Raw genomic sequence first — 24,259 nt, 5'->3', positions numbered from 1 at the left:
GTTGGTGTACTGCCCCTTTGGGGCGTGTCATCCCCACAGTTCACGCAAGATCGACGCGAGATAGGCGGCCGCCCGGGGGTCAGGCGATGCAGGCGCAGACGATGAGGGCGGCGCCGAAGTGGGTGGCGGCGACGACCTTGGCGGCGGGGTGGGGCTCGATCTCGGCGATCATCTCGCCGAGGCGGCCGGGGGTGAGCCAGTCCAGGACGAAGAAGGCCAGGGCCATCAGGCCGATGCCGAGCAGGCCGAAGAGCACGGTCGAGGCCAAGCCCTTGCCGAAGTCCTGGTAGCTCGTGAAGATCGCGGTGAACACGATGAGCGCGATGCCGAGCTGGTTCGCGGCCAGCAGCAGGGCCGCGTTGCTGCTGCGCTGGTGCCAGATGAGCTCGCGCAGGCGGCCCGGCGTCAGCAGGTCCACCACGATGAAGCCCACGGCCATCAGGCAGATGCCGGCCACCCCGAAGACCACACTCTGCCACGCGCCCGTGATCAGATCCTGCAGCATGAAACCGCCTCCACTAGGTCAGATGTCGTGGGGCAGGCTAGCGGACCCCCGCAAGGGGGCCCGCCACACAGGTATCCGCAGGTGGTTTACAGCGCACCCCGGGTGCCGGACTACAGCGCGCCCAGGTACTTGATGCGCTCGAACGGCGTCACCTCGCGCCGGTACTCCTCCCACTCCGCGCGCTTGTTGCGCAGGAAGAAGTCGAACACGTGCTCGCCCAGCACGTCGGCGACCAGCTCCGAGCCGGCCATCACGTCGATCGCCTCGGACAGGTTCTCCGGCAGGGCCGAGTAGCCCATCGCGCGGCGCTCGGCGTTGGACAGCGCCCACACGTCGTCCTCGGCGCCCGGGGGCAGCTCGTAGCCCTCCTCGATGCCCTTCATGCCGGCGCCGAGCAGCACCGCGAAGGCGAGGTAGGGGTTGCAGGCCGAGTCCAGCGAGCGGACCTCGACCCGGGCCGAGTTCGGCTTGCCGTACGCCGGCACGCGGACCAGGGCGGAACGGTTCAGGTGGCCCCAGCAGACGTACGCCGGGGCCTCGGCGATCCGGTCCGGGATCATCTGCGGGAACAGCCGCTTGTACGAGTTGACCCACTGGTTGGTCACCGCGGTGAACTCCCGCGCGTGGGTCAGCACGCCCGCGATGAACGCCTTGGCGGTCTTCGACAGCTTGTGCGGGTCGGCCGGGTCGTGGAACGCGTTGCGCTCGCCCTCGAACAGCGACAGGTGCGTGTGCATGCCGCTGCCGGGCTGGTCGGTGAACGGCTTGGGCATGAACGTGGCGCGCACCCCGTGCGACAGCGCCACCTCCCGCATCACGTGCCGGAACGTCATGATGTTGTCGGCGGTGGTCAGCGCGTCCGCGTACCGCAGGTCGATCTCCTGCTGGCCGGGGGCGACCTCGTGGTGGCTGAACTCCACCGAGATGCCGATGCGCTCCAGCGCCAGCACCGCCTGGCGGCGGAAGTCGCGCGCGATGGCGTGCGTGGTGTGGTCGAAGTAGCCGCCCGCGTCGACCGGGGTCGGCACGCCGCCGTCCGCGGGCGCGTCGGCCAGCAGGAAGAACTCGACCTCGGGGTGGGTGTAGAAGGTGAAGCCCTTGTCGGCCGCCTTCGACAGCGCCCGGCGCAGCACGTGGCGCGGGTCGGCCCAGCTCGGGGTGCCGTCGGGCATGAGGATGTCGCAGAACATCCGGGCGCTCTCGCCGGAGCCGCCGCCCTCGAACGGGAACACCTGGAACGTGGTCGGGTCCGGCATCGCGATCATGTCGGACTCGTACACCCGGGCGAAGCCCTCGATGGCCGATCCGTCGAAGCCGATGCCCTCCTCGAAGGCGGCCTCCAGCTCCGCCGGCGCGACGCTGACCGACTTCAGGGTGCCGAGCACGTCGGTGAACCAGAGGCGCACGAACCGGATGTCGCGCTCCTCAAGCGTGCGCAGCACGAACTCCTGCTGACGATCCACGGCATGCCTCTCTCGACGAGATCTCCGGGCCAGTCTGGCGCGGCCTCATTACGGGCACGTTACGCCATACCTCAGCCTTACGCCGGGGCACGGTGATCCCGCAACTTCGACGCCCTTCACCGCGTTGGACGGGGCAGCAACAAGGAGCAGGAGCGCCCATGAACCGCCTGGACCGCGTCTTTCCCGTCCGGCACCGCACGATCGCCGGCGGCATCGCCCTCGGCGGTCTGCTGATCACCGCGCTCACGCTGGCCGGGGTGCTCGGCGCCTCGCACCGGCAGCAGCAGGCCCAGGCCACCGGGGTACGCCAGACCGACACCATCACCGCCAGCCAGCCCGAGCTGCAGGCGGCCCTGCTGGCGCCGATCGACCTGCCCGCGAGCTACGCGCCGCAGCAGCAGCCGCCGGTGATCGCCTCGCCCAAGCCGAAGGCGCCCCGGCCGGAGCGCTGCGCCGCCCTGCTGAGCGCGCCCGACGAGCTGATCCGCACCGCCGCGGCCACGGTCTCCACCCACCCGAAGTCCCGGATCGAGCCCAGCGCCCAGGCGATCTCCAAGCACCGCGGCCCGACGCTGATCACGCAGGTGCTGACCACGTTCGCCGGCGACGGGGCCGCGGGCACCCTCAGCGAGCTGCGCCGGATGGGCCAGCGCTGCCGCGACTTCAACGCGGTGCTCGACGACGGGACGTCGGTGCGCGTACGCGTCGACGACGTGCCCCGCGACCGGCTGCCCGCCGACCTGCTGAAGCTGGAGGGCGACGCGTTCGCGATCCGGTTCACCCTCACCGGCCGGGACAAGACCATGACCGGCTACCTGGCACTGGGCCGGGTCGGCGAGGTGCTGTCGGTGCTGCGCGAGATGGACTCCGGCGAGCGCACCGGCGCCGTCGCCGACCTGACCCGCTTCACCGGCCTGCTGGAGCAGGCCGCCCGCAAGCTCCTCCCCATCACCCTCGGCCCCAAGCCCCTCGGCTGACCCCGCTCACCCACATGTGCCCGGCAAGATCGTCCGACTTGCCGGGCACATGTGCGTATCTTGGCCGCTCATTCGCCCACTTGCCTGGCAAGTCGAGCGATCTTGGCCGCCGGGCAGGCCGGTCCGGCGCGGGCCGGCGCGTGGCGGCGGGGCGGACCGGTCAGGGGTCGTGGCGGGCGTGATGTGGTGGGGCACACGGGGTGCGGGAGACACGCGGTGGGCGGGGTGTGCGAGAAGATGAGGGCATGACCGCCACGCTGCGTCTCGCTCTCGCCCAGGTCAACCCCACCGTCGGCGACATCGCCGGGAACTGCTCGATCATCCGCGAGTGGTCCGCCCGCGCCGCCGAGGCCGGCGCGCACGTCGTCGCGTTCCCGGAGATGATGGTGACCGGCTACCCGGTCGAGGACCTGGTGTTCCGGCAGTCCTTCGTCGAGGCCTCCCGGCAGGCGCTGACCCGGCTCGCGGCCGACCTGCACGCCGACGGGCTGGGCGAGCTCGCGGTCGTCGTGGGCTACCTGGACGCGGACGGCCCGGCCCGGATGGGCGCGGACAGCACCGCGCCGGTCGGGCCGCGCGACTCGCTGGCGCTGCTGCACCGCGGCGTCGTCGCCGCCCGGTACAACAAGCACCACCTGCCCAACTACGGCGTCTTCGACGAAGACCGCTACTTCGTGCCCGGCGACACCCTGACCGTGGTGCGGGCCGTGTGGGCCGACGGCAGCCAGGCCGACGTCGCGCTGACCGTGTGCGAGGACATCTGGCAGGCGGGCGGCCCGTTCGCGGTGGCCGCGTCGGCCCGGGTCGGGCTCGTGATCAACATCAACGGCTCGCCGTACGAGCTGAACAAGGACGACGTGCGGCTGCCGCTGGTGGTGCGCCGGGCGCAGGAGGCCGGCGCGACCGTGGCGTACGTCAACATGATCGGCGGCCAGGACGAGCTGACCTTCGACGGCGACTCGATGATCGTGGGGGCGGACGGCACGCTGCTGACCCGCGGACCCCAGTTCCACCAGGCACTGCTGGTGCACGACCTGCCGCTGCCCGAGGCCGACCCGGACGCCCCCGACGGGCACCTGGGCGCGATGCGGGTCGAGCGGGTGCTGCTGCCCACCTCGTGGGCCGCGCCCGCGGACCCGGCCGCCGACGCCGGCATCGCCCCGCGCCTGGGCGACGAGGCCGAGGTGTGGAACGCCCTGGTCCTCGGCCTGCGCGACTACGTACGCAAGAACGGCGCGAAGTCGGTGCTGCTCGGCCTGTCCGGCGGCATCGACTCGGCGGTGGTGGCCGCGATCGCGGTGGACGCGCTCGGCGCCGAGCACGTCGTCGGCGTCTCGATGCCCAGCGGCCACTCCTCGCAGCACTCCCGCGACGACGCCGCCGAGCTGGCCCGGCTCACCGGCCTGGACTACCGGGTCGAGCCGATTCAGCAGATGGTCGACGGCTTCCTGGCCAACCTGAACCTGTCCGGCCTGGCCGTGGAGAACCTGCAGGCCCGGGTGCGCGCGGTGATCCTGATGGCGCTGTCCAACCAGGAGGGGCACCTGGTGCTCACCACCGGCAACAAGAGCGAGCTGGCCGTCGGCTACTCGACCCTCTACGGCGACTCGGTGGGCGCGTTCAACCCGCTCAAGGACGTGCCCAAGACGATGGTCTGGAAGCTCGCGCGGTGGCGCAACACCATCGGCGAGGCGATCCCGGAGAACTCCATCGCGAAGCCGCCCAGCGCCGAGCTGCGCCCCGGCCAGCTCGACACGGACTCGCTGCCGGACTACGACATCCTCGACCCGATCATCCTGGGCTACGTGGACGGCGACAAGGGCCGCGACGACCTGGTCGCCGAGGGGCACGACCCGGCGCTGGTCGACCGCGTGCTGCGCCTGGTCGACGGGGCGGAGTACAAGCGCCGCCAGTCCGCGCCCGGCACCAAGATCTCGTTCAAGTCGTTCGGCCGCGACCGCCGCATGCCCGTCACCAACCGCTGGCGGGAGGCCTGAGCGGTCCGTTCGGCAGTGAATTACTGCACTGGACCCTGACATCCGGTGTTCAACAGGTGGAAACATCTTCCTCGGAACCCGGGGACCGCGTGTGCGGCCTCGAGGCGAGAGGAGACAGCGATGTCCGACAGTGTGCCCTCCCTCTACGGCGGGCCGGCCGGCACGCGGGTACGCACCCGACACCTGCAGCTGGCCAAGGAGCGCGGTGAGAAGTGGGCCATGCTCACCTCGTACGACCAGTACACCGCCCAGATCTTCGACGAGGCGGGCATCCCCGTGCTGCTCGTCGGCGACTCGGCCGCCAACAACGTGTTCGGCTTCGAGTCCACCCTGCCGGTCACCGTCGAGGAGCTGCTCCCGCTGGTACGCGCCGTGGTCGGCGCCACGAAGCGGGCGCTGGTCGTCGGCGACCTGCCGTTCGGCGCGTACGAGGAGGGCCCGGTGCAGGCGCTGCGCACCGCGGTCCGGTTCATGAAGGAGGCCCGCTGCCACGCGGTGAAGCTGGAGGGGCACCGCCCCGCGCAGATCGCCGCGATCACCGGCGCGGGCATCCCGGTCATGGCGCACCTGGGCTTCACGCCGCAGTCCGAGCACCAGATCGGCGGCTACCGGGTGCAGGGCCGCGGCGCCGACGCCGCCGCGACGGTGCTCCAGCAGGCCCGTGAGGCCGTCGAGGCGGGTGCGTTCGCCGTGGTGCTGGAGATGGTCCCCGGCGACGTCGCCAAGCAGGTGACCGCCGAGCTCCCGGTGCCGACCATCGGCATCGGCGCGGGCCCCGACACCGACGCCCAGGTGCTGGTCTGGCAGGACATGGCCGGCCTGCGCCCAGCGAGCGCCGGCCCCACCCCGCGCTTCGTCAAGAAGTACGCCGACCTGCACGGCATCCTCGCCCAGGCCGCGTCCGCCTTCGCCGCCGACGTCCGCGAAGGCGCCTTCCCCACCGCCGACCACACCTTCTGACGAGAGGAAGGGCACCTTCTTGACGGTATGCGTATAAGAAGGTGCCCTTTCTAACGCCGGTCAGACGTCGGTGACGCGGATGCCGGAGTGGGCCTTGTAGCGCTTGTTCATGGCGATCAGGTTGGCGGTGAGCGCCTCGACCTGGCCGGCGTTGCGCAGGCGGCCGGCGTGCACGCCGCGCATGCCCGGGATGCGGCCGGCCAGCGCCTGCACCACCGCGACCGCGTCCCGGTCGTCGCCGAGCACCAGGATGTCCAGGTCCATGCTCGTCACGGACGGGTCGGCCAGCAGCTCCGCGCTCACGTGGTGGAAGGCGGCGGTCACCCGCGCCCCCGGCAGCAGCGCCTCCGCCTGCTGCGCCGCGCTGCCTTCGGCGACTTTCAGCGCGTACGGGCCCTGCTTGTCGAAGCCGAGCGGGTTCACGCAGTCCACCACGATCTTGCCGACCAGCGCGTCGGCCAGCCCGGCCAGGGTGTCGGCGTGCCCGGCGTACGGCACCGCGACGATCAGCACGTCCGAGCGGGCCGCGACGTCGGCGTTCTCGCCGCCGCCCACGCTCGCGCCGGACAGCTCCGTCAGCTCCTGCGCCGCCGCCTGCGCCCGCTCGGCGCTGCGCGAGCCGATCAGCACCTGCTGACCCGCCAGCGCCAGCCGGTACGCCAGGCCGCGGCCCTGGTCGCCGGTGCCGCCGAGGATGCCGACCGTCAGCCCGCTGACGTCGGGGAGGGAAGCGAGATCCAATGCCATACGCCTGATCCTTGCACCGAACGAGCGTTCAGCGCGCTATGACATGGCTCGCACCAGCAGGACGCCCGCCACCGTCACCCCGAACCCCACGATGACCGCGCGCAGCGTACGGGCCGGCAGCCGCCTGCCCAGCCGCGCGCCGAGGAAGCCGCCGAGCAGCGTCGCGGGCACCAGCACCGCCACCGCCGGCCAGTAGACCGGCCCGAACAGGGTGTACATCGTGGTGGCCACCGCGCCCACGGCGAGCTGGAGGGCGTTCTTCAGCGCCACCACGCGGTTCATGGTCTCCACCACGACGATGCCGAGCACGGCGATCAGGATCACGCCGAGCACCGAGTTGAAGTAGCCGCCGTACACCCCGACGCCGAAGACCAGCACCTGGCGCAGCCAGGCGGGCTGCCCGTGCGGCTCCCCCACCAGGCGCACCACCCGCTCCTGGAACGCCAGCAGCAGCGACGCCGCCAGCACCAGCAGCGGCATCACCTTCGCGAAGACCCCGGGCGGCGTGTGCAGCAGCAGCACGCAGCCCGTCACCGCGCCCGCCAGCACGGTCGGCGCGAGGGTGCGCAGGCGTACCCCCTGGCCTTGCAGGTCCTGGCGGGTGCCCAGCACGCTCGCCGAGTAGCCGCCGGTGACCGAGATTGAGTTGGTGACGGTGGCCTGGATGGGCGGCACGCCCAGCGCCAGCAGGGCAGGCAGCATGATCAGCGAGCCGCCCCCGGCGACGGCGTTCACGCCCCCGGCCGCCACGCCGACGGCCCCCAGCAGCAGCAACGCGGCGACATCCATCGCCGCCGAGGCTAGCCGGTCGCCCGCCCAGCGCGCCCCGCGGCGTACCACCCCGCCGCGCCGCCGCGCCGCCGCGCCGCCGCGCCGGGCATGATCGCGAGTTCGTGCCGAAAAGTGCGGCCCCACCGCACTTCCTGACCCGAACCCGCGATCTTCAGCGGGCCCCGAGGGCGGGGTCGGGGGCTTGATCGCGGGTTCCGGTCGAGAGTGTGTGGCGGGAGTGCGGGTTTCGACCGGGGACTGCGGTCTTCCCGCCGACCGTGTGACCCCTCGCGGCGCGAGGCGCCGGCCGTGGAGGCCGTATCATGGTCGGCGACGGACGAGTCGGCTGGGCGGTCGCGTCACCGCGGGAAACCGCTGGTGCCGAGGAACGTCCGGACTCCACAGGGCAGGGTGGTTGCTAACGGCAACCCGGGGCGACCCGCGGGACAGTGCCACAGAGAACAGACCGCCCGCTGCTCCTCGGAGCGGCGGGTAAGGGTGAAACGGTGAGGTAAGAGCTCACCAGCACCCCGGGTGACCGGGGTGGCTCGGTAAACCCCACCCGGAGCAAGACCAAGAAAGGCCGCTCGACCCGCCTCGGCGGGCGGGTGGCCGCGCGGACGATCGAGGGCGGCCCGCCCGATGTCCGCGGGTAGGTTGCTCGAGCCTGCCGGTGACGGCAGGCCTAGATGGATGACCGCCGCCCGCGCGCGAGCGCGGGGCACAGAATCCGGCGTACAGGCCGACTCGTCCGTCCCTGTACAGCCTGCGGCGCCGAGCAGTGGCTTCGAGCCTCTTGGGGTCTGTGTAAACACCACACGAGGCAGGCGACCAGACGGAGTTCGAGGACAGCGGCACGCGTGACTCGTAGGGCAGACTCTCGATCATGCGGACTCCTCCCGACCCTGCTGCGCTGTATCCGGACGTGGCGGCCGAAGGCAGCCTCGCAGCGGCGCTCCAGGCCGTGGCCGCGGAACAAGGGCTGTCTCCTATCGCGGTCGCCCCGGAGTCCGATCTCTTCCACGCGAGAGTTCCGAGTTACGCCCCGGGCCGCGAGGCGCTGACCGTGAGCGCCTGGCACGTCGAGCGAAAGTGGTCCATCGCCGGCCGCGGCCGAGGCAACGGCTCTGGAAAGCCTCAGTTGCTGGTCGAGGGAACCACCCAGGACCTGAGGGAAGTGCCGTTGGTGGCGCTGGCGTGGCGCGACGGCGTACCGCTGCGTGACATCGACCGGCTGGCCTCGTTCGTGGAGCTGACGGGGCGTTACGAGGTGCCGGACGACAGCCCGGCCCACCTGGTCGCCTCCGAGTGGGCATACCTTCGCAAAGAGGCGCGGGATGCCGGCCGGCCTGAATACCAAGCGCTGATCGAGGCGACGTATGCGCATCCAGAGTTACGGCACCTGTACCCCTTCACCAGCCACTGGAACCTGCTGTTCTCCGCCGTGGTCCCGACCTTGGAGGCAGCACCGGCAGGGCAGGCGAACTCCACGCACTCGTTCTCGGAGGCCTTGATCTGCCTGATGGCGTCGCACGACGGGAGCTACAAGGTGCGGACACCCTTCTACGGTCCGATTCTCGCCGAGGCGACGACCGCGGAGGAAGCGGCAGGTGTTGCAGCGCGCCTCTTGCCCGGCGACCTGGGTCGGCCGGTCTCGGCAGCGCCCGGGGGCCAGGACTAGGCGCGTCAAGTAACAACGGGGACGGATCGGTCCGGTAGGTCATTCGGTACGCAGCCCGTCCGCGCGCATCAGGCGCCACAGGGCGGGCATGGTGAGTGCGGTGACCAGCAGGATCAGCCCGGCCCCGGCGGCCGCCATGCCACCGACCGACGACCAGTCCAGGTGGACCGTGGTGCCGGTCATCCGCAGCAGCAGCACCCCCAGCCCGACGCCGGTGAGCACGGCCAGCACCAACCCCAGCAGCACCGGGATGGCGGTCTGCCAGAGCACCGACCAGGCCAGCGTGGCCCGCCGCGTGCCGAACGCGGCCAGCACGGCGAGCAGCCGGCGCCGTTCGTGCAGCTGCTCCAGCATGGCCACCACCATGCTGACGCCGATCAGCCCGAGCACCACGAGGGCCCCGGCGGACAGGGCGCGCCGGATCACGGTGAACCGTTCGGTCTCGGCGGTCTCCCGCAGCTGCTGCACGCGACCGTGCGGCCAGGAGGCGAGGACCGTGTTGCGGACGTGCTCGATCGCGTCCGGCTCCGCCGGGTCGAGCTGGAGGTAGACGGTGGTCATGTCGTACCGCAGCACCGGCGGCAGCCCCGCGGCGGCCGCCGCGGCGGGGGTGAGCAGCACGCCCCGGGTGTGGTTGCCGGTCGGGTCGATCCGCGCGGGCACCTCGGGGGCGTCGGCGGGCACCGTCCAGTGGACGGTCTCCTCCGGCTGGATGCCGAACGCCAGCCTGGTCCCGGGTGGCGGCACGGCGGCATCGGGCGCGCCGGTGGTGCGGAACACGTCGCCGTCGGCGCACCGGTCGAGCTCGGCCAGCTCGGCGAGCGAGGCGCAGTCGCCGACACCGACCTGGTACACAACCATGGGCTGGTCCGGTCCACCGCCGGTGGCGGGCTCGCCGGCGGGCCGCGCCATCGTGGTGGTGACGGCCGCTGCGGCGCGTACGCCCCGGACCACGGCCAGCGACGGCACCACCTCGGGAGTGGCCGCGAAGCCGGAGACCAGCGCCTGGGCCCGGCGGGGGTCCTGCCCGGTCCGGACGGCGTCCTGCACCTGCGCCGCGGAGTAGAGCATCTGCAGCGCGATCGCCCCGGCCACCGCCACCGCCATGCCGTTGACCACCCGGGCGGAGGTGCCGCTGTCGGCCTGCAACCGGCGCACCGCCAGCTGCCAGGCGACCGGGCCGCGGCCGAGCCGCCGCACCACCGCCTCGACCAGCCAGGGCAGCAGGGCGGTGACCCCGATCAGCAGCGCCGCCGCGCCGGCTGCCACCCGGAGTTCGTCGATCTCCCCGGTGGCGCCGGCCGCCTGGCCCGCGAGCGGGTAGACCAGCGCCAAGCCCGCGGCCGGGGCGACCAGCCGCCACCACAGCCGGCGTCGCCGGGCAGCCGCCCGGCGCACCACCCCCAGCGGCTCGACGACCACCCGGCGCATCGCCAGCAGCGCCACGCCCACCGCCGTCGCGGGCACCGCCACCAGCAGCGCCGCCAGCAGCAGGGGCGAGGGCCGCAGGTCGCTGCCGAAAGCGTCGAAGCCGTACGCCGAGACGTGGTCGATCCAGGGCCGGGCGCCGAAGAACAGCAGCAGCCCGAGGAGCAGGCCCAGCCCGGTGGCGGCCAGCACCTCGCCGGCCGCGATGCGCTGGGTCATCCGGGCGTCCGCGCCGGCCAGCCGCAGCGCCGCCAGCCGCCGGTCGCGCTGCTCTCCGCCGAACCGGACGGCGGCCACGATGAACACCGCGATCGGCAGCAGCAGCACCACGAAGATGATCAGGATCAGCAGCAGCTGGATGGGGCGGAACGGGGGCTCGTGGCCGGGGTTGCCGAAGTGGGTGATGCGCTCGGCGTCATCGGCGGCGGCCAGTCCGGACCCCCCGATGTAGAGCCTGTGCTCACTCGGCCCGGACAGGCCGTCCTCGCCGATGACGCCGACGACCTGGTACGGCAGCCGGGGGCGCAGCAGCGCGCCCTCCGGGGAGTCCAGCAGCCGGCGCAGGGCGGGCGAGACGAACATCTCCCCCGGCCGGGGCAGCGCGGTCAGGCCCGGCGGCACCGGAGCCGCCGGCCCTTCCGGCTCGACCACCAGCCCGAACACGCTGCGTTCCCGGAACTCGGTCTGCCAGCGCTGCACCAGCAGCGTGTGCGCGGACCTGGCCGGGGGTTCCGCCGACTGGCCCAGCTCGGCGGCCTCCATGCGCAGGCGCCGGCTGTCGACGGCGGCCGGCATCGCGGTGGCGGCGATGAGCAGCACGACGCCCAGGCCGACCCCGACGGCGGTCAGCAGCAGCCGCAGCCGGCCCTCCCGCCCGCCGGACGTCGCCAGCCGGACGCCGAGGGCCAGGTCGCGCCAGAACCGGGTCATGCCGCCACCGCCAGATCCCGGGTGCGCCCGTCGCGCACCACCACCTCGCGGTCGGCGTACGCCGCCACCCGCGGCTCGTGGGTGACCAGCACGACGGCCACCCCGCGGTCCCGAGCCATGCCGATGAGCAGCCGCATCACCCGCTCGCCGTTGAGCGAGTCGAGCGCGCCGGTCGGCTCGTCGGCGAACAGCACGCGCGGCTCGGTGACCAGCGCCCGGGCCACCGCCACCCGCTGCCCCTGCCCGCCGGAGACCTCGCCCGGTCGCTGACCGGCCACGTCGGCGACCTCCAGCCGCGCCAGCCAGTCCGCAGCCCGGCGGCCGGCCTCCGCCCACCGCATCCCGTTCAGCCGCAGCGGCAGCGCGACGTTCTCCAGGCAGGTCAGCTCCGGCACGAGCTGGCCGAACTGGAACACGAACCCGAACTCGCCCCGGCGCAGGGCGCTGCGCTCCCGGTCGGACATCAGCACCAGGTCGCGCCCGCGATAGCCGACCACGCCGTCGTCCGGGCGGATGACACCGGCGACGCAGTGCAGCAGCGTGGACTTGCCGGACCCGGACGGCCCCATGACCGCGACCACCTCGCCCGCGTCGACCGCCAGCGAGGCGCCGCGCAGCGCGGGCGTCGGCCCGAACGACTTGTGCACGCCGGTCGCCACGAGCAGCGGCTCGGCCGGTGCCGCGGCGCTCACGAGCGCACCCGCTCGGCCAGCTCGTCCAGCCGGGCCGCGGTCAGCTCCAGCCAGCGCAGGTCGGCCTCCAGGTGGAACAGCGCGAAGTCGCACACCATCTGGTCGGCCAGGTCGCCGCCGTCGCGGCGGCGGGTCAGCTCGCGCATCAGCTTCAGGTGCTCGGCCCGCTGCACGTCCAGCAGGTCGGCGGCGGGCCGGCCGGTGAGCAGCGCCAGCACCACCTTGGCGTAGAGCACGTTCTGCAGGTACAGCTCCGGCTTCTCGGGCCGGGCCAGCCACTGTGCCACGTCGGTCACCCCGGCGTCGGTGATCGCGTAGCGCTTGCGGTCCGGGCCCTCGCCGGGCTCCACGGCCTCGACCTCCACGAGGCCGTGCCGCAGCAGCCGGGCCAGCGTCGAGTAGACCTGCCCGTAGTGCAGCGGCCGTCCCTGGCCGAACCGCTCGTCGTAGCTGTGCTTGAGGTCGTATCCGTGCCGGGGGCCCGCCTCGAGGAGCCCGAGCAGCATCTGGCCGAGTGACATGAGTGCGACTATACACATCGTGTATACACCTTGTGTATACGCGACGCGACCTCCGTCCGACGGCGTCGGTCCGTGTCAGTCGTGCCTGGTCGCAGCGGTGTCCGACTGGCGCGCCGGCGACGGCGTCCGCCGCCGGGAGGGCTCGGCCGCGCGAGCGTCGACAGGGCTCCCCTGCGCTCCGGACGCGGTGCCGAGCGGCTGCTCGTCACGCTGACGCGCGCCGACGAAGGTGCCCGTTCTTTCCAGATCCTGGAGGTGGACGGCGACGGCGTACACGAAGAGGGTGACGCCGAGCATCTCGCAGAGCTCCTCGGCGGAGGCGGCCAGCACGTAGCCCATGGACGCCCAGCCGGGCGTGAAACCGATGTTCTCGCGACCGGTGAACGCGCCGAGGACCTCGATCCCGGCGGCACCGCCCAGGTAGAGGGCGGCCGAGGCGAGCATGAGCCAGCGTATCCGGGCGGGCAGGCGCAGCAGCGGGCGCAGGTATGCCAGGCCCAGGGCCAGCACCAGCGGGGCCGCCAGGACCAGCCAGGACAGGTAGGACGCGCCGCCCGCGTCGAGCACGTCGGACTGCGCCCCCAGCTCGTGGAACTGGGAGAACTCGTCCAGCGACAGCACCGTGAAGACGGCCGCCAGCGCCCGCCAGTGCCACCGGTGGCGGCCGCCGGACGCCGCCACCGCCGCGCCGACCCGCCACAGCAGCAGCGCGGCGAGGAACAGGATGCCGCTGGAGAACCAGGTCGGCAGGTTCTGCTCCTTGTCGACGTAGAAGAACTTGACGATCCGGCCCCAGTACGGGATCAGGTCGTACACCCCGAAGCCGTGGTACACGATCGTGAACCCGAGGCTCAGCAGGTGGATCGCGGCGACGCTCCACAACAGCAGGCGCAGCAGCCGGGATGCCGGGATGTCCAGTCTCACGCCTGACCAACGAGGCGGCGGCCGTCCACAGCACGGTGTACGCAGGTTCCGCCCCCGGCCGGTCTTGTGCCATAGTCACCCCGTGTCCGATACCCCTGCCCGGATGCTCGCGCTCGCCGGTGTCCTGATCGCCCTCGCCAGCCTGGCCGTCGCGCTGGCCGGCTTCCGGCGCACGCGGGTGCGCCCGAGGGCGCGGCTCTACCACATCAACAACTTCGGGCCCGGTGACGCCAAGGAGTTCCTGATCGCCACCACGGTGACGAACGGGACGCTGGGCGCGGTGCAGGTGGTGACCTGCGAGTTCGAGGTGAAGGGCCTGCGCGGGCGGCACATGGTGGGCGGCCAGAGCCGCAAGGGACCCGAGCTGCCGTACAAGGTGGAGGGTCACCACTCGGCGACCTGGACGGTACCGGTCACCGACGTCGCCGAGTTGCTGAAGGTGTACGGCAAGCAGAACGCGAAGATCCGCGCGGTGCTGGCGCTGGGCAGCGGCCGCGACGTCAAGGGCGGCTGGTTCCGGTTCGACCTCGACAAGTGGGGCGTGGGCGCCGAGAAGGCCAAGGCCCCGGCACAGCGCTCGCAGAGCCCGGCGAAGGCGAAGGTCTGAGACGTGACCGGCGTGGACATGTACTGGCACCGGGTGCCCGCGACCGACTTCGCGTACGCGCAGCGCAGCCTGTGGGAGCGGGTGCCGGTGTTCGGCGCCGAGGGCCACGAGGCGGCGCTGGCCGACGGCACCGTGGTCGCCGTGGCCGAGGACTACCTGCTGCTGGAGGTGCTGTTCGCGGGCGCCGACCCCGGCGACGAGGTCGCGGGGCTGGTGGTGTCGGGCGGCGGCTGGTATCCGGTCGACGCGGCCGGCGACGACGAGATCGGGCTGCTCGCACCGGACGAGGTGCGCGCCGTGTCGGCGTACCTGGCGAACGCGCAGCCCGCGGAGTGGATCGCCCGGCGGGAGACGGAGCTCGCCGCGGTGCTGCGCGGCTACTCGCCGCACCCGTGGGACGAGCGGCGGGCCGCGCACCTGGCCGGGCACGCGCGGGCGCTGACCGCGTTCTACCACCGGGCCGCCGACGCGGGCGAGGCGGTCGTGAAGGTGCTGGTCGGCTGAGACCCGGCCCCGCTGTAGGATCGACGGGTGCTGCTGGCCTGCGTCGGAGCCGAGGGGGTGCGCTGATGGGCACCGGACACGGGCACGACCACTCGCACGGACACTCCCACGGGCACGGCGTCACCGCCGACGCGGACCGCCGCTGGCTCAGCATCGCGCTCGCCCTGATCGTCGGCTTCATGGCCGTCGAGGTCGTGGTGGGCATCCTGGCCCGCTCACTGGCCCTGCTCTCCGACGCCGCGCACATGCTCACCGACGCCGCCGCCATCGTGCTGGCGCTGATCGCCATGCGGCTTGCCGCGCGGCCGCCGCGCGGCGGCTACACGTACGGGCTGAAACGCGCGGAGATCCTCTCGGCGCAGGCCAACGGCATCACGCTGCTGCTGCTGGCCGCCTGGCTGGGGTACGAGTCGGTGCAGCGGCTGCTGCATCCGGAGGCCGTCGCGGGCGGCGCGGTGCTGGTCACCGCGCTGGCCGGCATCGCGGTCAACCTCGGGGCGGTCTGGTGCCTGTCGCGGGCCAACCGCACCAGCCTCAACGTGGAGGGCGCGTTCCAGCACATCCTCAACGACCTGTTCGCCTTCATCGCGACCGCGGTGGCCGGTCTCGTGGTGCTGCTGACCGGTTTCGACCGCGCCGACGGCATCGCCTCGCTGGTGGTGGTGGCGCTGATGGTGAAGGCGGGGGTGGGCCTGCTCGGCGCGTCGGGCCGGATCCTGCTGGAGGCGGCCCCGGCTGGCGTGGACCCGGACGCGCTCGGCACCGAGCTGGCCTGCGTGCCGGGGGTGGTGGAGGTGCACGACCTGCACGTGTGGCAGGTGACGTCGAGCTATCCGGCGCTGTCGGCGCACATCCTGGTGCAGCGCGGCGGGGACTGCCACGCGGTGCGCCGGGCCGTGGAGGAGCTGCTGCGCGCGCGGCACCACATCGACCACACCACGCTGCAGGTGGACCACACCGACGAGCACGACAGCCCGGCCGCGATCGCCGCCGCGCACTGCGCCGACCCGCACGGCGCGACGTACCGCCCGGCGTGACCACGGCGCCGCCTCGGGCGATGCGGTGTCCGGCCGCAGTTTCGGGGAAACCGCTCAAACGACCTCCGCTTTCGCGCAGTCTCCCGAACCCGTGAGGCGGGACGGGGAGACGGCATAATCGCGGGGTGTTCTCCGTGCCGTACCTCGTCGACTGGCCCGCGCCGGGGCGGATCGCGGTGATGCCGCGGCCCGCGGGCGGGGACTGGCTCGACGACGACATGGCCCGGCTGCGCCGCATGGGTGTGGACACCGTCGTCTCCGCGCTCACCGGACCCGAGTACGACCGCCTCGACCTGCGTGCTGAGGAGCAGGCGGTGCGGGCCGCGGGCATGGACTTCACGCCGTTTCCCATCCCCGACCTGGGGGTGCCGGACTTCGCGGCCTACCAGGAGCTGACCGCGCGGCTCGCGGCACAGGTCACCGCAGGGCGGTTCGTGCTGGCGCACTGCTTCGGCGGGATCGGACGGGCCACGGTGGTCGCGGGCGGCGTGCTCGTCCGGCTGGGCGCCACGGCGGCGGACGCGATCGCCAGGATCGGTGCGGCACGGGGCTTTCCGGTGCCGGAGACCGAGGCGCAGCGGGCGATTCTGGCGCGGCTGGCCGAGACGTCTGCTCCCCGGTAGACACGGGCCCCGCGTGCCGCAAAAGGCGATGGCGCAGGCGATGCCGCGATACGTGCACTGTGGAGCGGTCACATCGGCGGTCATAGCAATTTGACTTTTTTACGGATTTAGCCAGCACATGTTCCTTTTGCGGCGCACAGTGATGTCTGGAGCAGCAGTGCGCGGACATGGCACCGCATCACGGCCGTTCCACGGTTCCGCCGGAGACGTGTCCGGCAGGACGTGATCCGTGAGGAGGACTAGCGATGGCCGTAGCCAAGGCCGCAGCGAAGAAGGCCCCAGTCAAGAAGGCCGCTGCCAAGAAGGCCGTGGCCAAGAAGGCCCCGAGCCGGCCGGCCGCGGCGAAGAAGGCCGCGGCCGCCAAGAAGACGTCGCCCGCCCGGAAGACGACGGCGAAGAAGACCTCGCCGGCCACGAAGTCGACCGCGGCGAAGAAGACGACGACCGCCCGCGCGACCGCGAAGAAGACCACTGCCGCGAAGAAGACGACCACCGCGAAGAAGACCTCGCCGGCCGCGAAGTCGACCGCCGCGAAGAAGACCACGGCCGCGAAGTCGACCACTGCCAGGAAGACCACGGCCGCGAAGACGACCACCGCGAGGAAGACCACGGCCGCCAAGTCGACCACCGCCAAGAAGACCACGGCCGCGAAGAAGACGGCGCCGGCCAAGAAGACCACGACGGCCCGCAAGACCACCACGGCGAAGAAGACCACCGCCAGGAAGACCTCGCCGGCCGCGAAGTCGACGGCGGCCAGGAAGACCTCGCCGGCCACGAAGTCGACGGCGGCGAAGAAGACGACGACGACCGCGCGCGCGACCGCGAAGAAGACCACGGCCGCCGCCCGCGCCACCGGCGTCAGGAAGGTCACCGCCGCGGTGAAGAAGACCGCCGCGAAGAAGGCGACCGCCAGGAAGACCACGGCCACGAAGAAGACGACGCCGATGCGGAAGGCCGCGCCGGCCCGCAAGACCACCACGGCGAAGAAGACCACCGCCAAGAAGGCACCGGCGAAGAAGGCCACCACCGCGCGCAGCGCCACGGCGGCCCGCAAGACCACGGCGGCCCGGAAGACCACCACCGCCCGCAAGAGCACCGCCGCGAAGAAGACCACCACCGCGCGCAAGTCGGCGACCGCCAAGAAGACCACCGCGGCCAAGAAGACGGCCGCCAAGAAGGCGTCGCCTGCCAGAACCACGGCAGCCGCCCGCAAGACGGCCGCGGTCAAGAAGGTGGGCGCGACCGCGAAGCGGACCACCTCGGCCCGCAAGACGCCGATGCGCAAGGCAGTGATGGCCCGCAGCACGTCACCCGCGCGCCGGACGGCGGCGAAGTCCGCGCCCGCCCGCAGGTCGACGGTACGCAAGACCGTGCTGAAGAAGGCCACCAGGACGGCCAGGCGGTAGGCGGCCGGACGGACCCCGCCGCGGCGGGCGGGCACCTGGTAAGAATGACCAATGGCCTACCGCCGACTGCACGTCGAGGCGATCGACTTCGCCGCCCTGCGCCGCGAGCTGGAGCTGCCGGAAGGCTTCCCGCCCGCGGCGCAGGCGCAGGCCGAGGCGGCCGCCGTCGAGGTGAAGCTGCCCGGCGTCGACCGCACCGAGCTGCCCTTCGTCACCATCGACCCGCCCGGCTCGCGCGACCTCGACCAGGCCGTGTGCCTGTTCCGCACGGACGGCGGCTACCGCGTGCACTACGCGATCGCCGACGTCGCCGCGTACGTGGCCCCGGACAGCCCGCTGGAGGCCGAGACGTGGCGCCGCGGGCAGACGGTGTACCTGCCCGACAGCAAGGTGCCGCTGCATCCGGCCGTGCTCAGCGAGGGCGCGGCCAGCCTGCTGCCCGGCGTGGACCGGGCCGCGGTCGTGTGGACGATCGACGTGAACGAGGCAGGTGACACCACCGCGGTCCACCTGGAGCGGGCGCGCGTACGCAGCCGCGCCAAGCTCGCCTACGAGGGTGTGCAGGCCGATGTGGACGCCGGGCGGCTCACCGAGGCGATCGCGCTGCTGCCCGAGCTGGGCCGGCTGCTCATCGCGCGGGGCCTGGAGCGGGGCGCGATCAACCTGCCCATGCCCGACCAGGAGATCGAGCGGCACGACGGCAGCTGGCGGCTGACCCTGCGCGCACCGCTGCCCGCCGAGGAGTGGAACGCCCAGATCTCCCTGCTCACCGGCCGGGCCGCGGCCGGGATCATGCTGGCCGGGAAGATCGGCCTGCTGCGCACCATGCCGCCGCCGGACCCGGAGGCCGTGGCCCGGCTGCGCGTGGCCGCCGGCGGGCTGGGCGTGAACTGGCCGGACGGGATGACCGTCGGCCAGGTGCTCGCCGCGCTCGACCCCGCCGACCCCCGCGCGGCCGCCTTCGTCGACGAGGCCGCCGAGCTGCTGCGCGGCGCCGGGTACACCGCCTTCGCCGGCGAGCTGCCGGCCGACCCGCGGCACAGCGCCGTCGCGGACACGTACGCCCACGTGACGGCCCCGCTGCGGCGGCTGGCCGACCGCTACGTCACCGAGGTCTGCCTGGCCCTGTACGAGGGCCGGGAGGTGCCCCTGTGGGCCGCCGCGGCGCTGCCGAAGCTGCCCGCGGTCATGTCGGGCACCGACCGGGTCGCCTCGGCGGCCGAGCGCGGCGCGGTCGATCTGGTCGAGGCGACCGTGCTCGCCGGGCGGATCGGCGAGACGTTCCCGGCCGTGGTGCTCGACACCAACCACGGCAAGCCCGGCGGCACCGTGGCCCTGGACGAGCCCGCCGTCCGCGCCCGCTGCGACGGCCAGCTGACCGCCGGCGACCGCGTCACCGTCCGCCTCACCACCGCCGACCCCGCCAAACGCCTGGTCCGCTTCACCCTCGCCTGATGCGCGGGCGGACGTCCGGCCGGGCCGGGCGTGGTGCCGTTCTGCGCGACAACTTCTGGGTTGTCGAGACAACCCAGAAGTTGTCGGCCGCGCAGGACACAGCCTGTGCCGGGGCCGCTCAGCTCTCGGCGAGGTGGGAGGTGTCGTTGACGGTCCGCACCGAGACGCCGCCGTCGGGCCACACATCCACGATCGAGATGCCCGTCGGGTCGAGCAGCAGCCGGAAGAGGAACGCGTCCCCGGCGGCCAGCGCGTCGCGCAGGATCAGCTTGATCGGCGAGACGTGCGAGACGAGGACGACCGTCTGGCCTTCGTATGCCTGCTGGAGCCGGCCCATGGCGCCGCGCACCCGCTTGGCGACCTGCTGGAACGACTCGCCCTTGGGCGGGGCGACCGACGTCGAGGCCAGCCACGCGTCCAGCTCGGCCGGGTAGCGCTCGCGCACGTCGCCGAAGGTCAGCCCCTCCCACGCGCCGAAGTCGCACTCGATGAGGTCCTTCTCGACCGTCACCGGCACCCCTCCCGCGGCCTCGGCGATCGCCGCCGCGGTGGCGCGGCAGCGGGCCAGCGGCGAGGTGATCACGCGGTCGGGCCGCATGGCCGCGACGCGCACGGCGGCCGCAGCGGCCTGCTTCTGCCCCGCCGCCGACAGCGGCACGTCACCGCGGCCCGAGTAGCGCTTCTGCGCGGTCAGCTCGGTCTCGCCGTGGCGCACCAGCACCAGGCGGGTCGCCGGGGACGTCCGCGGCGCCCAGTCCTCGCGGGCGGGCCGGCCCGTCGCGGCGGTCTCGGCCCGCGCGGCCGCGCCCGTCGCCGCGGTGCCCGCCCGGCCCGTCGCCGCGGTCTCCGCCCGTCCGGCGCGGTCCGTGGCCGCCGTCTCGGCCCGGGCGGCCCGGCCCGTCCCACCGGTCTCGACCTGCGCGGGCTCGTCGGCCTCGTCGGCGCCGAAGCTGTCGGAGATGGTCGCGACGACCGTGCCACCCCGGCCGGCCGCGGCGTCCATCGCGGCGTTGGCCAGCGCGTCGGCGGCGCGGTTGCGCTCACGCGGGATCCACGTGTAGGTGACCCGGTCGAACCGGCGCACCAGCGCCGCGACCTCGGCGGCCAGCGGGCGCAGCCCCGGGTGCTTGATCTGCCAGCGGCCGGACATCTGCTCGACCACCAGCTTGGAGTCCATCCGCGCCTCGACCTGGGCCGCGCCCAGCTCGGCGGCGGCCTCCAGCCCGGCGATGAGCCCCCGGTACTCGGCGACGTTGTTGGTGGTCACCCCGAGGGCGCCGTTGCGCTCGGCGAGCACGTCGCCGGTCTCCGGGTCGCGCACGACCGCGCCGTACCCGGCCGGGCCGGGGTTGCCCCGGGCGCCGCCGTCGGCCTCGACGATGACCCGCACCACGCTCACAGGCCCGACTCGGCGGTGCGGACCATGATGCGCCGGCACTCCTCGCACCGGACGACCTCGTCCGGCGGGGCCGCCTTCACCCGGTTGCGGTCCGCGCCGAACAGCTCCAGGCGGCAGCCGCCGCACCGGCCGTGCTGCACCAGCGCGGCGCCCAGGCCGCCGGACTGCTCGCGGATCTTCTCGTACAGCTGGACCAGGTCGGCGGGCAGGTCGCCGGCGAGCGGACGGCGCGCCGCCTGCTTCCACTCGATCTCGCGGGCGATCTCGGTCAGCGCGTCGTCGCGGCGGTTCTCGGCGGCGATGCGCTTCTCCCGGGCGACGGAGATCTTCTCGTCGACGCCGTCGAGTGTGGCCTGCGCCGTCTCCCGCTTCTCCATCAGCTCCAGCTCGGCGTCCTCCAGCTCCGACTGCCGCCGGTTGAGCGAGCCGATCTCGTGCTCCAGCGCGGTCAGCTCCCGCGCGGGCAGCCGCCCGTCGTCGAGCCGCTGCTGGTCCTTGACGCGCCGCTGGCGCACCGAGTCGACCTCGCGCTCCAGCTTCGTGATGTCGCGGTCCAGGTCGTCTACTTCCACCTCGGCGCGCACCCGCTCGTCCTCCAGCCGGCTGATCGCCTTACCCAGCACGTCCAGCTCGGCGAGCTCCGGCAGGCTCTTGCGGCGGTGCGCCAGCTGCTGCAGCGTGGTGTCGATCGCCTGCAGGTCGAGCAACCGCTGCTGATCCTTCGGGTCGGCCTTCATTCGGCACTCCTTCTCTCTGCGGTTGTCTGCGTCGTGGCGGCGCGCTCAGGCGACAGGGTCAAGTGTCGCGCAGGCGTGGAACCGGAACGGATCGGTGGCCGTGTCGGAGACGATGATCTCAAGTCCGGTCTGTGCGCGCAGCCAGGCGGCCAGGGGTGTCAGCCACGGCCGCTCGGTGGCGTAGTGACCCGCGTCGACCAGCGCGGGCCCGGCCGCGGCCAGCACGTCGGCGACCCGGTGGTGCTTGAGGTCCCCGGTCAGGTAGACGTCGACCCCGGCCGCCACCGCGTCGGGGATGAACTCGTCGCCCGAGCCGCCGCACACCGCGACCGTGGCGACGGGCCGGGCCGGGTCGCCCGCGACCCGTACGCCCCAGCCGGCGACCGGCAGCCCGGCCGCGGCGAGGTGCGCGAACTCGCCGAGGGTGAGCGGCGCGGGCAGGCGGCCGACGCGCCCGAACCCGCGGCCGTCCTCGGTGGGGCGCAGCGGGCGGGTGTCCACCAGGCCGAGCGCGTCGGCGAGCGCGTCGCTGACGCCGGGGCGCGCCACGTCGGCGTTGGTGTGCGCGACGTACAGCGCGACGCCGTTGCCGATCAGATCGTGGATCACGCGGCCCTGGTACGTCGTGGCGGCGACCGACGATACCCCGCTGAGCAGCAGCGGGTGATGCGCGATGATCATGTCGGCGCCGGTGTCGAGCGCCTCGGCGACGGTCTGCGGCAGCACGTCGACCACCGCCAGCACCCGGGTCACCGGCTGCTCGGGCCGCCCGGTCACCAGGCCCACCCGGTCCCACGGCTCCGCCCAGCGCGGCGGGAACTCGGCCTCCAGCAACTGCGTGAACGACGCGACAGTCCAGGTCACCCGAATAGATTAGTGCCTGTGCCCACGGCGCCCGCGCCAGCTCGGTCGGCGCCCGGCCCCTGGGAGCCGCCGAACCCCCTCAGGCGGGCGGGCAGACCCGCACGGCGGCGTCCACCGCCAGCGACCAGGGGAACTCGTGGCGGTAGGCGTCGCCCTCGCCGGGCGCGGGCAGTTTGAGCACGTCGTCGCCGTACAGCACGGTGATGCCCCAGCCCTGCAGGCGGGTGATGTTCTCGCCGAACGCGGGGTGCCGCGCCATCGCCTCGTTGGTGTACGGCACCGCCACGATCGGCAGGCCCTTGCCCTGGCTCTCCACGAGCAGGCCCAGGGCCAGCGTGTCGGCGATGCCGGCGCCCCACTTGTTCACCGTGTTGACCGTCGCCGGGGCGACGACCAGCACGTCCGGGGACGGCAGCACGTCCGGGTCGCCGGGGTTCTTGAACGTGCTGCGCACCGGGTGCCCGGTCTGGGCGGCCAGCGACGGCACGTCGACGAACTTGCGGCCGTCGGGGCTGACCACCACGCAGACGTCGTACCCCCGCTCCTGCGCGAGCGTGACCAGCAGCCCGACGTCACGGGCGACCGGCGAACCGCAGGCGATCGCGTACAGCACCGGCCTTGCGCCGGTCCGGGCGGCGGCGGTCATGCCGCCTCCCGGTCGCCGCGGCGGCGCGGCGTGGCGGCCGGGGCGCTCACACCCCCACCCCCATCTGCTCGGCCAGCTCCGCCAGCGCCGCCGAAGGCGTGCCACGGGTGCGCCGCAGCACGTCGCTGAGCACCTCGTGCGCGATCGGGCGGCAGCGGATCTCGGCGGGCGCGAGCAGATCGCCCTCCAGCAGCATCTCCCCCGCCCGCTCCACGTCGCCCACCTGGGCGAAGCCGCGCGCCATGTCGAGGTAGTGGTGGGCCCGGCGCTCGGGCAGCAGCGCGTTGAACGCCGCCGGGTCCAGGCCCTCGTGGATGGAGATCGCCTGGCCGCCCTCGCCCAGCTCGACCGCGGCCGCGGCGCGGTGCACCTGCACGTTGGTCGGCCCGAAGCTGGTCCAGTAGTGGTTCTTGTCGCCGCCCAGCCCGGCCGCCGCGTCCTGGGCACCCGTGAGTAGGTCGCGCATGGTCGCGCTGTCGCCGATGCAGGAGGCGGCCATCGCGCCCTGCAGTAGCAGGAAGCCGTACACCGACAGCCGGTCCTCGGTGGTGTCCGGGCCGCTCGGGCACAGCCGGTTGGCGATGTTCACGTTGACCTCGAGCGCCGCCCGGTGCCGGCCCAGCGCCCGCAGCGCGTTCGCGACGCGCGTGGTGGCCACCCCGGCCAGCAGCTGGTCGCCCGCGCGCTGGGAGACGGCGATGGAACGGTCCGCGGCCAGCCAGCTCAGGTCGAGCTCGCCCAGCTTGCGCAGCACCGACGAGGCGAGCTGGTACACCTGGCCGAGCAGGTGCGCCGCCTCGCGCGACTCGTCCGTGCCGGCGTACGCGGTGTCGGCGGCCTGGGCATCGCGCAGCAGCCTCGGCAGCGCGCGGGCGAGCACCCCGTAGCGCCCGTGCTCCCAGGTCTGCCAGGCGTGCAGCGCGGCCTTGCGCATCTCCGCGATCGGCGGCGGCTCGGGCGCGGCGTAGAAGAACGCGCTGATCTGGTCGTAGCGCTCCAGCGCGGACCGGATCTCGGCGACCTCGATCTGGTCGATGCAGTTCATGCTGTCGGGCCGGCGCTCCGGGTCCTTGCCCAGCAGCAGCTGGACGTCGAGCTGGAGCACGTCGGCGATCTCATAGACGACGGAGAACTTGTCCAGCCGGCGCACCCCGCGCTCGACCTTGTCCACCCAGCTCTTCGACTTGCCCAGGCGGTCGGCGAAGACCTGCTGCGACATCTTCCGGCGGTTGCGCCAGTACGACACCCGGCGCCCGATCGGCAGCTCGTCCATCTCACAGCCCTCCCCTCATCGGGTCGGTCTGACCGAGTCGCACAGTCTGTGCGCCCACATCCGGTCCGACACTCGTATCTTCAGATGCAAGTTGCAGTTGGACAATGCATTC

General features: G+C 73.1%; 24 protein-coding genes and 1 other RNA gene. 11 read left to right on the top strand and 14 right to left on the bottom strand.

Annotated elements, in window-relative coordinates:
* Nucleotides 1–79 precede the first annotated feature (79 nt).
* Nucleotides 80–505, bottom strand: a complete 426-nt coding sequence (locus AB0J67_RS19750; protein ID WP_363484477.1) for a DUF350 domain-containing protein — start codon at nucleotides 503–505, stop codon at nucleotides 80–82.
* Nucleotides 506–615: 110 nt separating this feature from the next.
* The gene (locus AB0J67_RS19745) at nucleotides 616–1,968 is read right to left on the bottom strand and encodes a glutamine synthetase family protein (protein ID WP_363484474.1); all 1,353 of its coding nucleotides are present in this window, start codon (nucleotides 1,966–1,968) and stop codon (nucleotides 616–618) included.
* A 158-nt stretch (nucleotides 1,969–2,126) separates the two neighbouring features.
* Here AB0J67_RS19745 and AB0J67_RS19740 point away from each other — a divergent pair, with 158 nt between their 5' ends.
* The 3 genes from AB0J67_RS19740 to panB all read left to right on the top strand — a co-directional run bounded on the left by AB0J67_RS19740 (nucleotide 2,127) and on the right by panB (nucleotide 5,902).
* Nucleotides 2,127–2,945: a hypothetical protein gene (locus AB0J67_RS19740; protein ID WP_363484471.1), complete on the top strand. Its 819-nt coding sequence runs from the start codon at nucleotides 2,127–2,129 to the stop codon at nucleotides 2,943–2,945.
* Nucleotides 2,946–3,190: 245 nt separating this feature from the next.
* Entirely contained in the window at nucleotides 3,191–4,942 is a 1,752-nt protein-coding gene (locus AB0J67_RS19735) for an NAD+ synthase (RefSeq protein ID WP_363484468.1), read from the top strand.
* 120 nt (nucleotides 4,943–5,062) lie between these two features.
* Entirely contained in the window at nucleotides 5,063–5,902 is an 840-nt protein-coding gene (gene panB / locus AB0J67_RS19730; protein ID WP_363484465.1) for a 3-methyl-2-oxobutanoate hydroxymethyltransferase, read from the top strand.
* A gap of 60 nt (nucleotides 5,903–5,962) precedes the next feature.
* On the opposite strand, the gene npdG is transcribed toward panB, so the two are convergent.
* Both npdG and AB0J67_RS19720 read right to left on the bottom strand, forming a co-directional pair.
* A complete protein-coding gene (gene npdG, locus AB0J67_RS19725) occupies nucleotides 5,963–6,649 on the bottom strand; it encodes an NADPH-dependent F420 reductase (RefSeq protein WP_363484463.1) in 687 nt (228 codons plus the stop codon).
* 36 nt (nucleotides 6,650–6,685) lie between these two features.
* The gene (locus tag AB0J67_RS19720; protein ID WP_363484460.1) at nucleotides 6,686–7,438 is read right to left on the bottom strand and encodes a sulfite exporter TauE/SafE family protein; all 753 of its coding nucleotides are present in this window, start codon (nucleotides 7,436–7,438) and stop codon (nucleotides 6,686–6,688) included.
* 320 nt (nucleotides 7,439–7,758) lie between these two features.
* Here AB0J67_RS19720 and rnpB point away from each other — a divergent pair.
* Together rnpB and AB0J67_RS19710 are read left to right on the top strand one after the other, a co-directional pair.
* An RNA gene (gene rnpB / locus AB0J67_RS19715) (RNase P RNA component class A) lies at nucleotides 7,759–8,174 on the top strand.
* A 132-nt stretch (nucleotides 8,175–8,306) separates the two neighbouring features.
* A complete protein-coding gene (locus AB0J67_RS19710) occupies nucleotides 8,307–9,101 on the top strand; it encodes a DUF6193 family natural product biosynthesis protein (protein WP_363484457.1) in 795 nt (264 codons plus the stop codon).
* A 39-nt stretch (nucleotides 9,102–9,140) separates the two neighbouring features.
* Here the strand turns inward: AB0J67_RS19710 and AB0J67_RS19705 are convergent, their stop codons facing one another.
* The 4 genes from AB0J67_RS19705 to AB0J67_RS19690 all read right to left on the bottom strand — a co-directional run bounded on the left by AB0J67_RS19705 (nucleotide 9,141) and on the right by AB0J67_RS19690 (nucleotide 13,596).
* The gene (locus AB0J67_RS19705; RefSeq protein ID WP_363484454.1) at nucleotides 9,141–11,459 is read right to left on the bottom strand and encodes an FtsX-like permease family protein; all 2,319 of its coding nucleotides are present in this window, start codon (nucleotides 11,457–11,459) and stop codon (nucleotides 9,141–9,143) included.
* Nucleotides 11,456–12,151 carry an ABC transporter ATP-binding protein gene (locus tag AB0J67_RS19700; RefSeq protein ID WP_363484451.1) on the bottom strand — a complete coding sequence of 232 codons (696 nt, stop codon included), beginning with the start codon at nucleotides 12,149–12,151 and terminating at the stop codon, nucleotides 11,456–11,458. The genes AB0J67_RS19705 and AB0J67_RS19700 overlap by 4 nt, the downstream gene beginning before the upstream one ends.
* On the bottom strand, nucleotides 12,148–12,672 hold the full coding sequence (locus tag AB0J67_RS19695) for a PadR family transcriptional regulator (protein WP_363484448.1): 525 nt from the start codon (nucleotides 12,670–12,672) through the stop codon (nucleotides 12,148–12,150). Before AB0J67_RS19695 ends, AB0J67_RS19700 begins: the two co-directional genes overlap by 4 nt.
* 75 nt (nucleotides 12,673–12,747) lie before the next feature.
* A complete protein-coding gene (locus AB0J67_RS19690; RefSeq protein ID WP_363484445.1) occupies nucleotides 12,748–13,596 on the bottom strand; it encodes a hypothetical protein in 849 nt (282 codons plus the stop codon).
* An 82-nt stretch (nucleotides 13,597–13,678) separates the two neighbouring features.
* Here AB0J67_RS19690 and AB0J67_RS19685 point away from each other — a divergent pair, with 82 nt between their 5' ends.
* The 4 genes from AB0J67_RS19685 (at nucleotide 13,679) to AB0J67_RS19670 (ending at nucleotide 16,367) form a co-directional block, all read left to right on the top strand.
* Nucleotides 13,679–14,203 carry a hypothetical protein gene (locus AB0J67_RS19685; RefSeq protein ID WP_363484442.1) on the top strand — a complete coding sequence of 175 codons (525 nt, stop codon included), beginning with the start codon at nucleotides 13,679–13,681 and terminating at the stop codon, nucleotides 14,201–14,203.
* A gap of 3 nt (nucleotides 14,204–14,206) precedes the next feature.
* Nucleotides 14,207–14,707 carry a DUF1877 family protein gene (locus AB0J67_RS19680; RefSeq protein WP_363484439.1) on the top strand — a complete coding sequence of 167 codons (501 nt, stop codon included), beginning with the start codon at nucleotides 14,207–14,209 and terminating at the stop codon, nucleotides 14,705–14,707.
* A 65-nt stretch (nucleotides 14,708–14,772) separates the two neighbouring features.
* Nucleotides 14,773–15,744, top strand: coding sequence for a cation diffusion facilitator family transporter (locus AB0J67_RS19675; protein ID WP_363484436.1), 972 nt, complete (start codon nucleotides 14,773–14,775; stop codon nucleotides 15,742–15,744).
* 125 nt (nucleotides 15,745–15,869) lie between these two features.
* Nucleotides 15,870–16,367: a tyrosine protein phosphatase gene (locus AB0J67_RS19670; RefSeq protein ID WP_363484433.1), complete on the top strand. Its 498-nt coding sequence runs from the start codon at nucleotides 15,870–15,872 to the stop codon at nucleotides 16,365–16,367.
* Nucleotides 16,368–16,545: 178 nt separating this feature from the next.
* Here the strand turns inward: AB0J67_RS19670 and AB0J67_RS19665 are convergent, their stop codons facing one another.
* Nucleotides 16,546–17,346, bottom strand: coding sequence for a hypothetical protein (locus AB0J67_RS19665; RefSeq protein WP_363484430.1), 801 nt, complete (start codon nucleotides 17,344–17,346; stop codon nucleotides 16,546–16,548).
* Here AB0J67_RS19665 and AB0J67_RS19660 point away from each other — a divergent pair.
* Together AB0J67_RS19660 and AB0J67_RS19655 are read left to right on the top strand one after the other, a co-directional pair.
* Complete coding sequence (locus AB0J67_RS19660; protein WP_363484427.1) at nucleotides 17,312–17,773, top strand: hypothetical protein; 462 nt, start codon at nucleotides 17,312–17,314, stop codon at nucleotides 17,771–17,773. The two genes, AB0J67_RS19665 and AB0J67_RS19660, sit on opposite strands and share 35 nt — an antisense overlap.
* Before the next feature lie 51 nt (nucleotides 17,774–17,824).
* Complete coding sequence (locus AB0J67_RS19655) at nucleotides 17,825–19,228, top strand: RNB domain-containing ribonuclease (RefSeq protein ID WP_363484424.1); 1,404 nt, start codon at nucleotides 17,825–17,827, stop codon at nucleotides 19,226–19,228.
* A gap of 118 nt (nucleotides 19,229–19,346) precedes the next feature.
* Here AB0J67_RS19655 and AB0J67_RS19650 read toward each other — a convergent pair whose 3' ends face one another.
* From AB0J67_RS19650 to AB0J67_RS19630, 5 genes are all read right to left on the bottom strand, one after another.
* Nucleotides 19,347–20,627, bottom strand: coding sequence for a bifunctional RNase H/acid phosphatase (locus tag AB0J67_RS19650; RefSeq protein ID WP_363484421.1), 1,281 nt, complete (start codon nucleotides 20,625–20,627; stop codon nucleotides 19,347–19,349).
* Nucleotides 20,624–21,364 carry a C4-type zinc ribbon domain-containing protein gene (locus AB0J67_RS19645; protein WP_363484418.1) on the bottom strand — a complete coding sequence of 247 codons (741 nt, stop codon included), beginning with the start codon at nucleotides 21,362–21,364 and terminating at the stop codon, nucleotides 20,624–20,626. Before AB0J67_RS19645 ends, AB0J67_RS19650 begins: the two co-directional genes overlap by 4 nt.
* 45 nt (nucleotides 21,365–21,409) lie before the next feature.
* Complete coding sequence (locus AB0J67_RS19640; RefSeq protein ID WP_363484483.1) at nucleotides 21,410–22,234, bottom strand: Nif3-like dinuclear metal center hexameric protein; 825 nt, start codon at nucleotides 22,232–22,234, stop codon at nucleotides 21,410–21,412.
* A gap of 73 nt (nucleotides 22,235–22,307) precedes the next feature.
* Nucleotides 22,308–22,874: a flavoprotein gene (locus tag AB0J67_RS19635; RefSeq protein WP_363484415.1), complete on the bottom strand. Its 567-nt coding sequence runs from the start codon at nucleotides 22,872–22,874 to the stop codon at nucleotides 22,308–22,310.
* A 46-nt stretch (nucleotides 22,875–22,920) separates the two neighbouring features.
* A complete protein-coding gene (locus tag AB0J67_RS19630; protein ID WP_363484412.1) occupies nucleotides 22,921–24,147 on the bottom strand; it encodes a helix-turn-helix domain-containing protein in 1,227 nt (408 codons plus the stop codon).
* Between the last annotated feature and the right edge of the window lie 112 nt (nucleotides 24,148–24,259).

It is taken from the genome of Catellatospora sp. NPDC049609 (genome assembly GCF_040675365.1).
Taxonomy (GTDB): Bacteria; Actinomycetota; Actinomycetes; order Mycobacteriales; family Micromonosporaceae; genus Catellatospora.
The sequence above is the reverse complement of the archived record's forward strand: the minus strand, read 5'-3'. Positions and strand labels throughout refer to the sequence as shown.

Bases quoted from the DNA above. Each gene is read 5' to 3' on its own strand.
- AB0J67_RS19710 (WP_363484457.1), top strand. From the start codon at position 8,307: ATGCGGACTCCTCCCGACCCTGCTGCGCTGTATCCGGACGTGGCGGCC.
- AB0J67_RS19660 (WP_363484427.1), top strand. From the start codon at position 17,312: ATGCGGAAGGCCGCGCCGGCCCGCAAGACCACCACGGCGAAGAAGACC.
- AB0J67_RS19635 (WP_363484415.1), bottom strand. From the start codon at position 22,874: ATGACCGCCGCCGCCCGGACCGGCGCAAGGCCGGTGCTGTACGCGATC.
- AB0J67_RS19750 (WP_363484477.1), bottom strand. From the start codon at position 505: ATGCTGCAGGATCTGATCACGGGCGCGTGGCAGAGTGTGGTCTTCGGG.
- AB0J67_RS19645 (WP_363484418.1), bottom strand. From the start codon at position 21,364: ATGAAGGCCGACCCGAAGGATCAGCAGCGGTTGCTCGACCTGCAGGCG.
- AB0J67_RS19720 (WP_363484460.1), bottom strand. From the start codon at position 7,438: ATGGATGTCGCCGCGTTGCTGCTGCTGGGGGCCGTCGGCGTGGCGGCC.
- AB0J67_RS19630 (WP_363484412.1), bottom strand. From the start codon at position 24,147: ATGGACGAGCTGCCGATCGGGCGCCGGGTGTCGTACTGGCGCAACCGC.
- AB0J67_RS19735 (WP_363484468.1), top strand. From the start codon at position 3,191: ATGACCGCCACGCTGCGTCTCGCTCTCGCCCAGGTCAACCCCACCGTC.
- AB0J67_RS19655 (WP_363484424.1), top strand. From the start codon at position 17,825: ATGGCCTACCGCCGACTGCACGTCGAGGCGATCGACTTCGCCGCCCTG.
- AB0J67_RS19705 (WP_363484454.1), bottom strand. From the start codon at position 11,459: ATGACCCGGTTCTGGCGCGACCTGGCCCTCGGCGTCCGGCTGGCGACG.
- panB (WP_363484465.1), top strand. From the start codon at position 5,063: ATGTCCGACAGTGTGCCCTCCCTCTACGGCGGGCCGGCCGGCACGCGG.
- AB0J67_RS19740 (WP_363484471.1), top strand. From the start codon at position 2,127: ATGAACCGCCTGGACCGCGTCTTTCCCGTCCGGCACCGCACGATCGCC.
- AB0J67_RS19695 (WP_363484448.1), bottom strand. From the start codon at position 12,672: ATGTCACTCGGCCAGATGCTGCTCGGGCTCCTCGAGGCGGGCCCCCGG.
- AB0J67_RS19675 (WP_363484436.1), top strand. From the start codon at position 14,773: ATGGGCACCGGACACGGGCACGACCACTCGCACGGACACTCCCACGGG.
- npdG (WP_363484463.1), bottom strand. From the start codon at position 6,649: ATGGCATTGGATCTCGCTTCCCTCCCCGACGTCAGCGGGCTGACGGTC.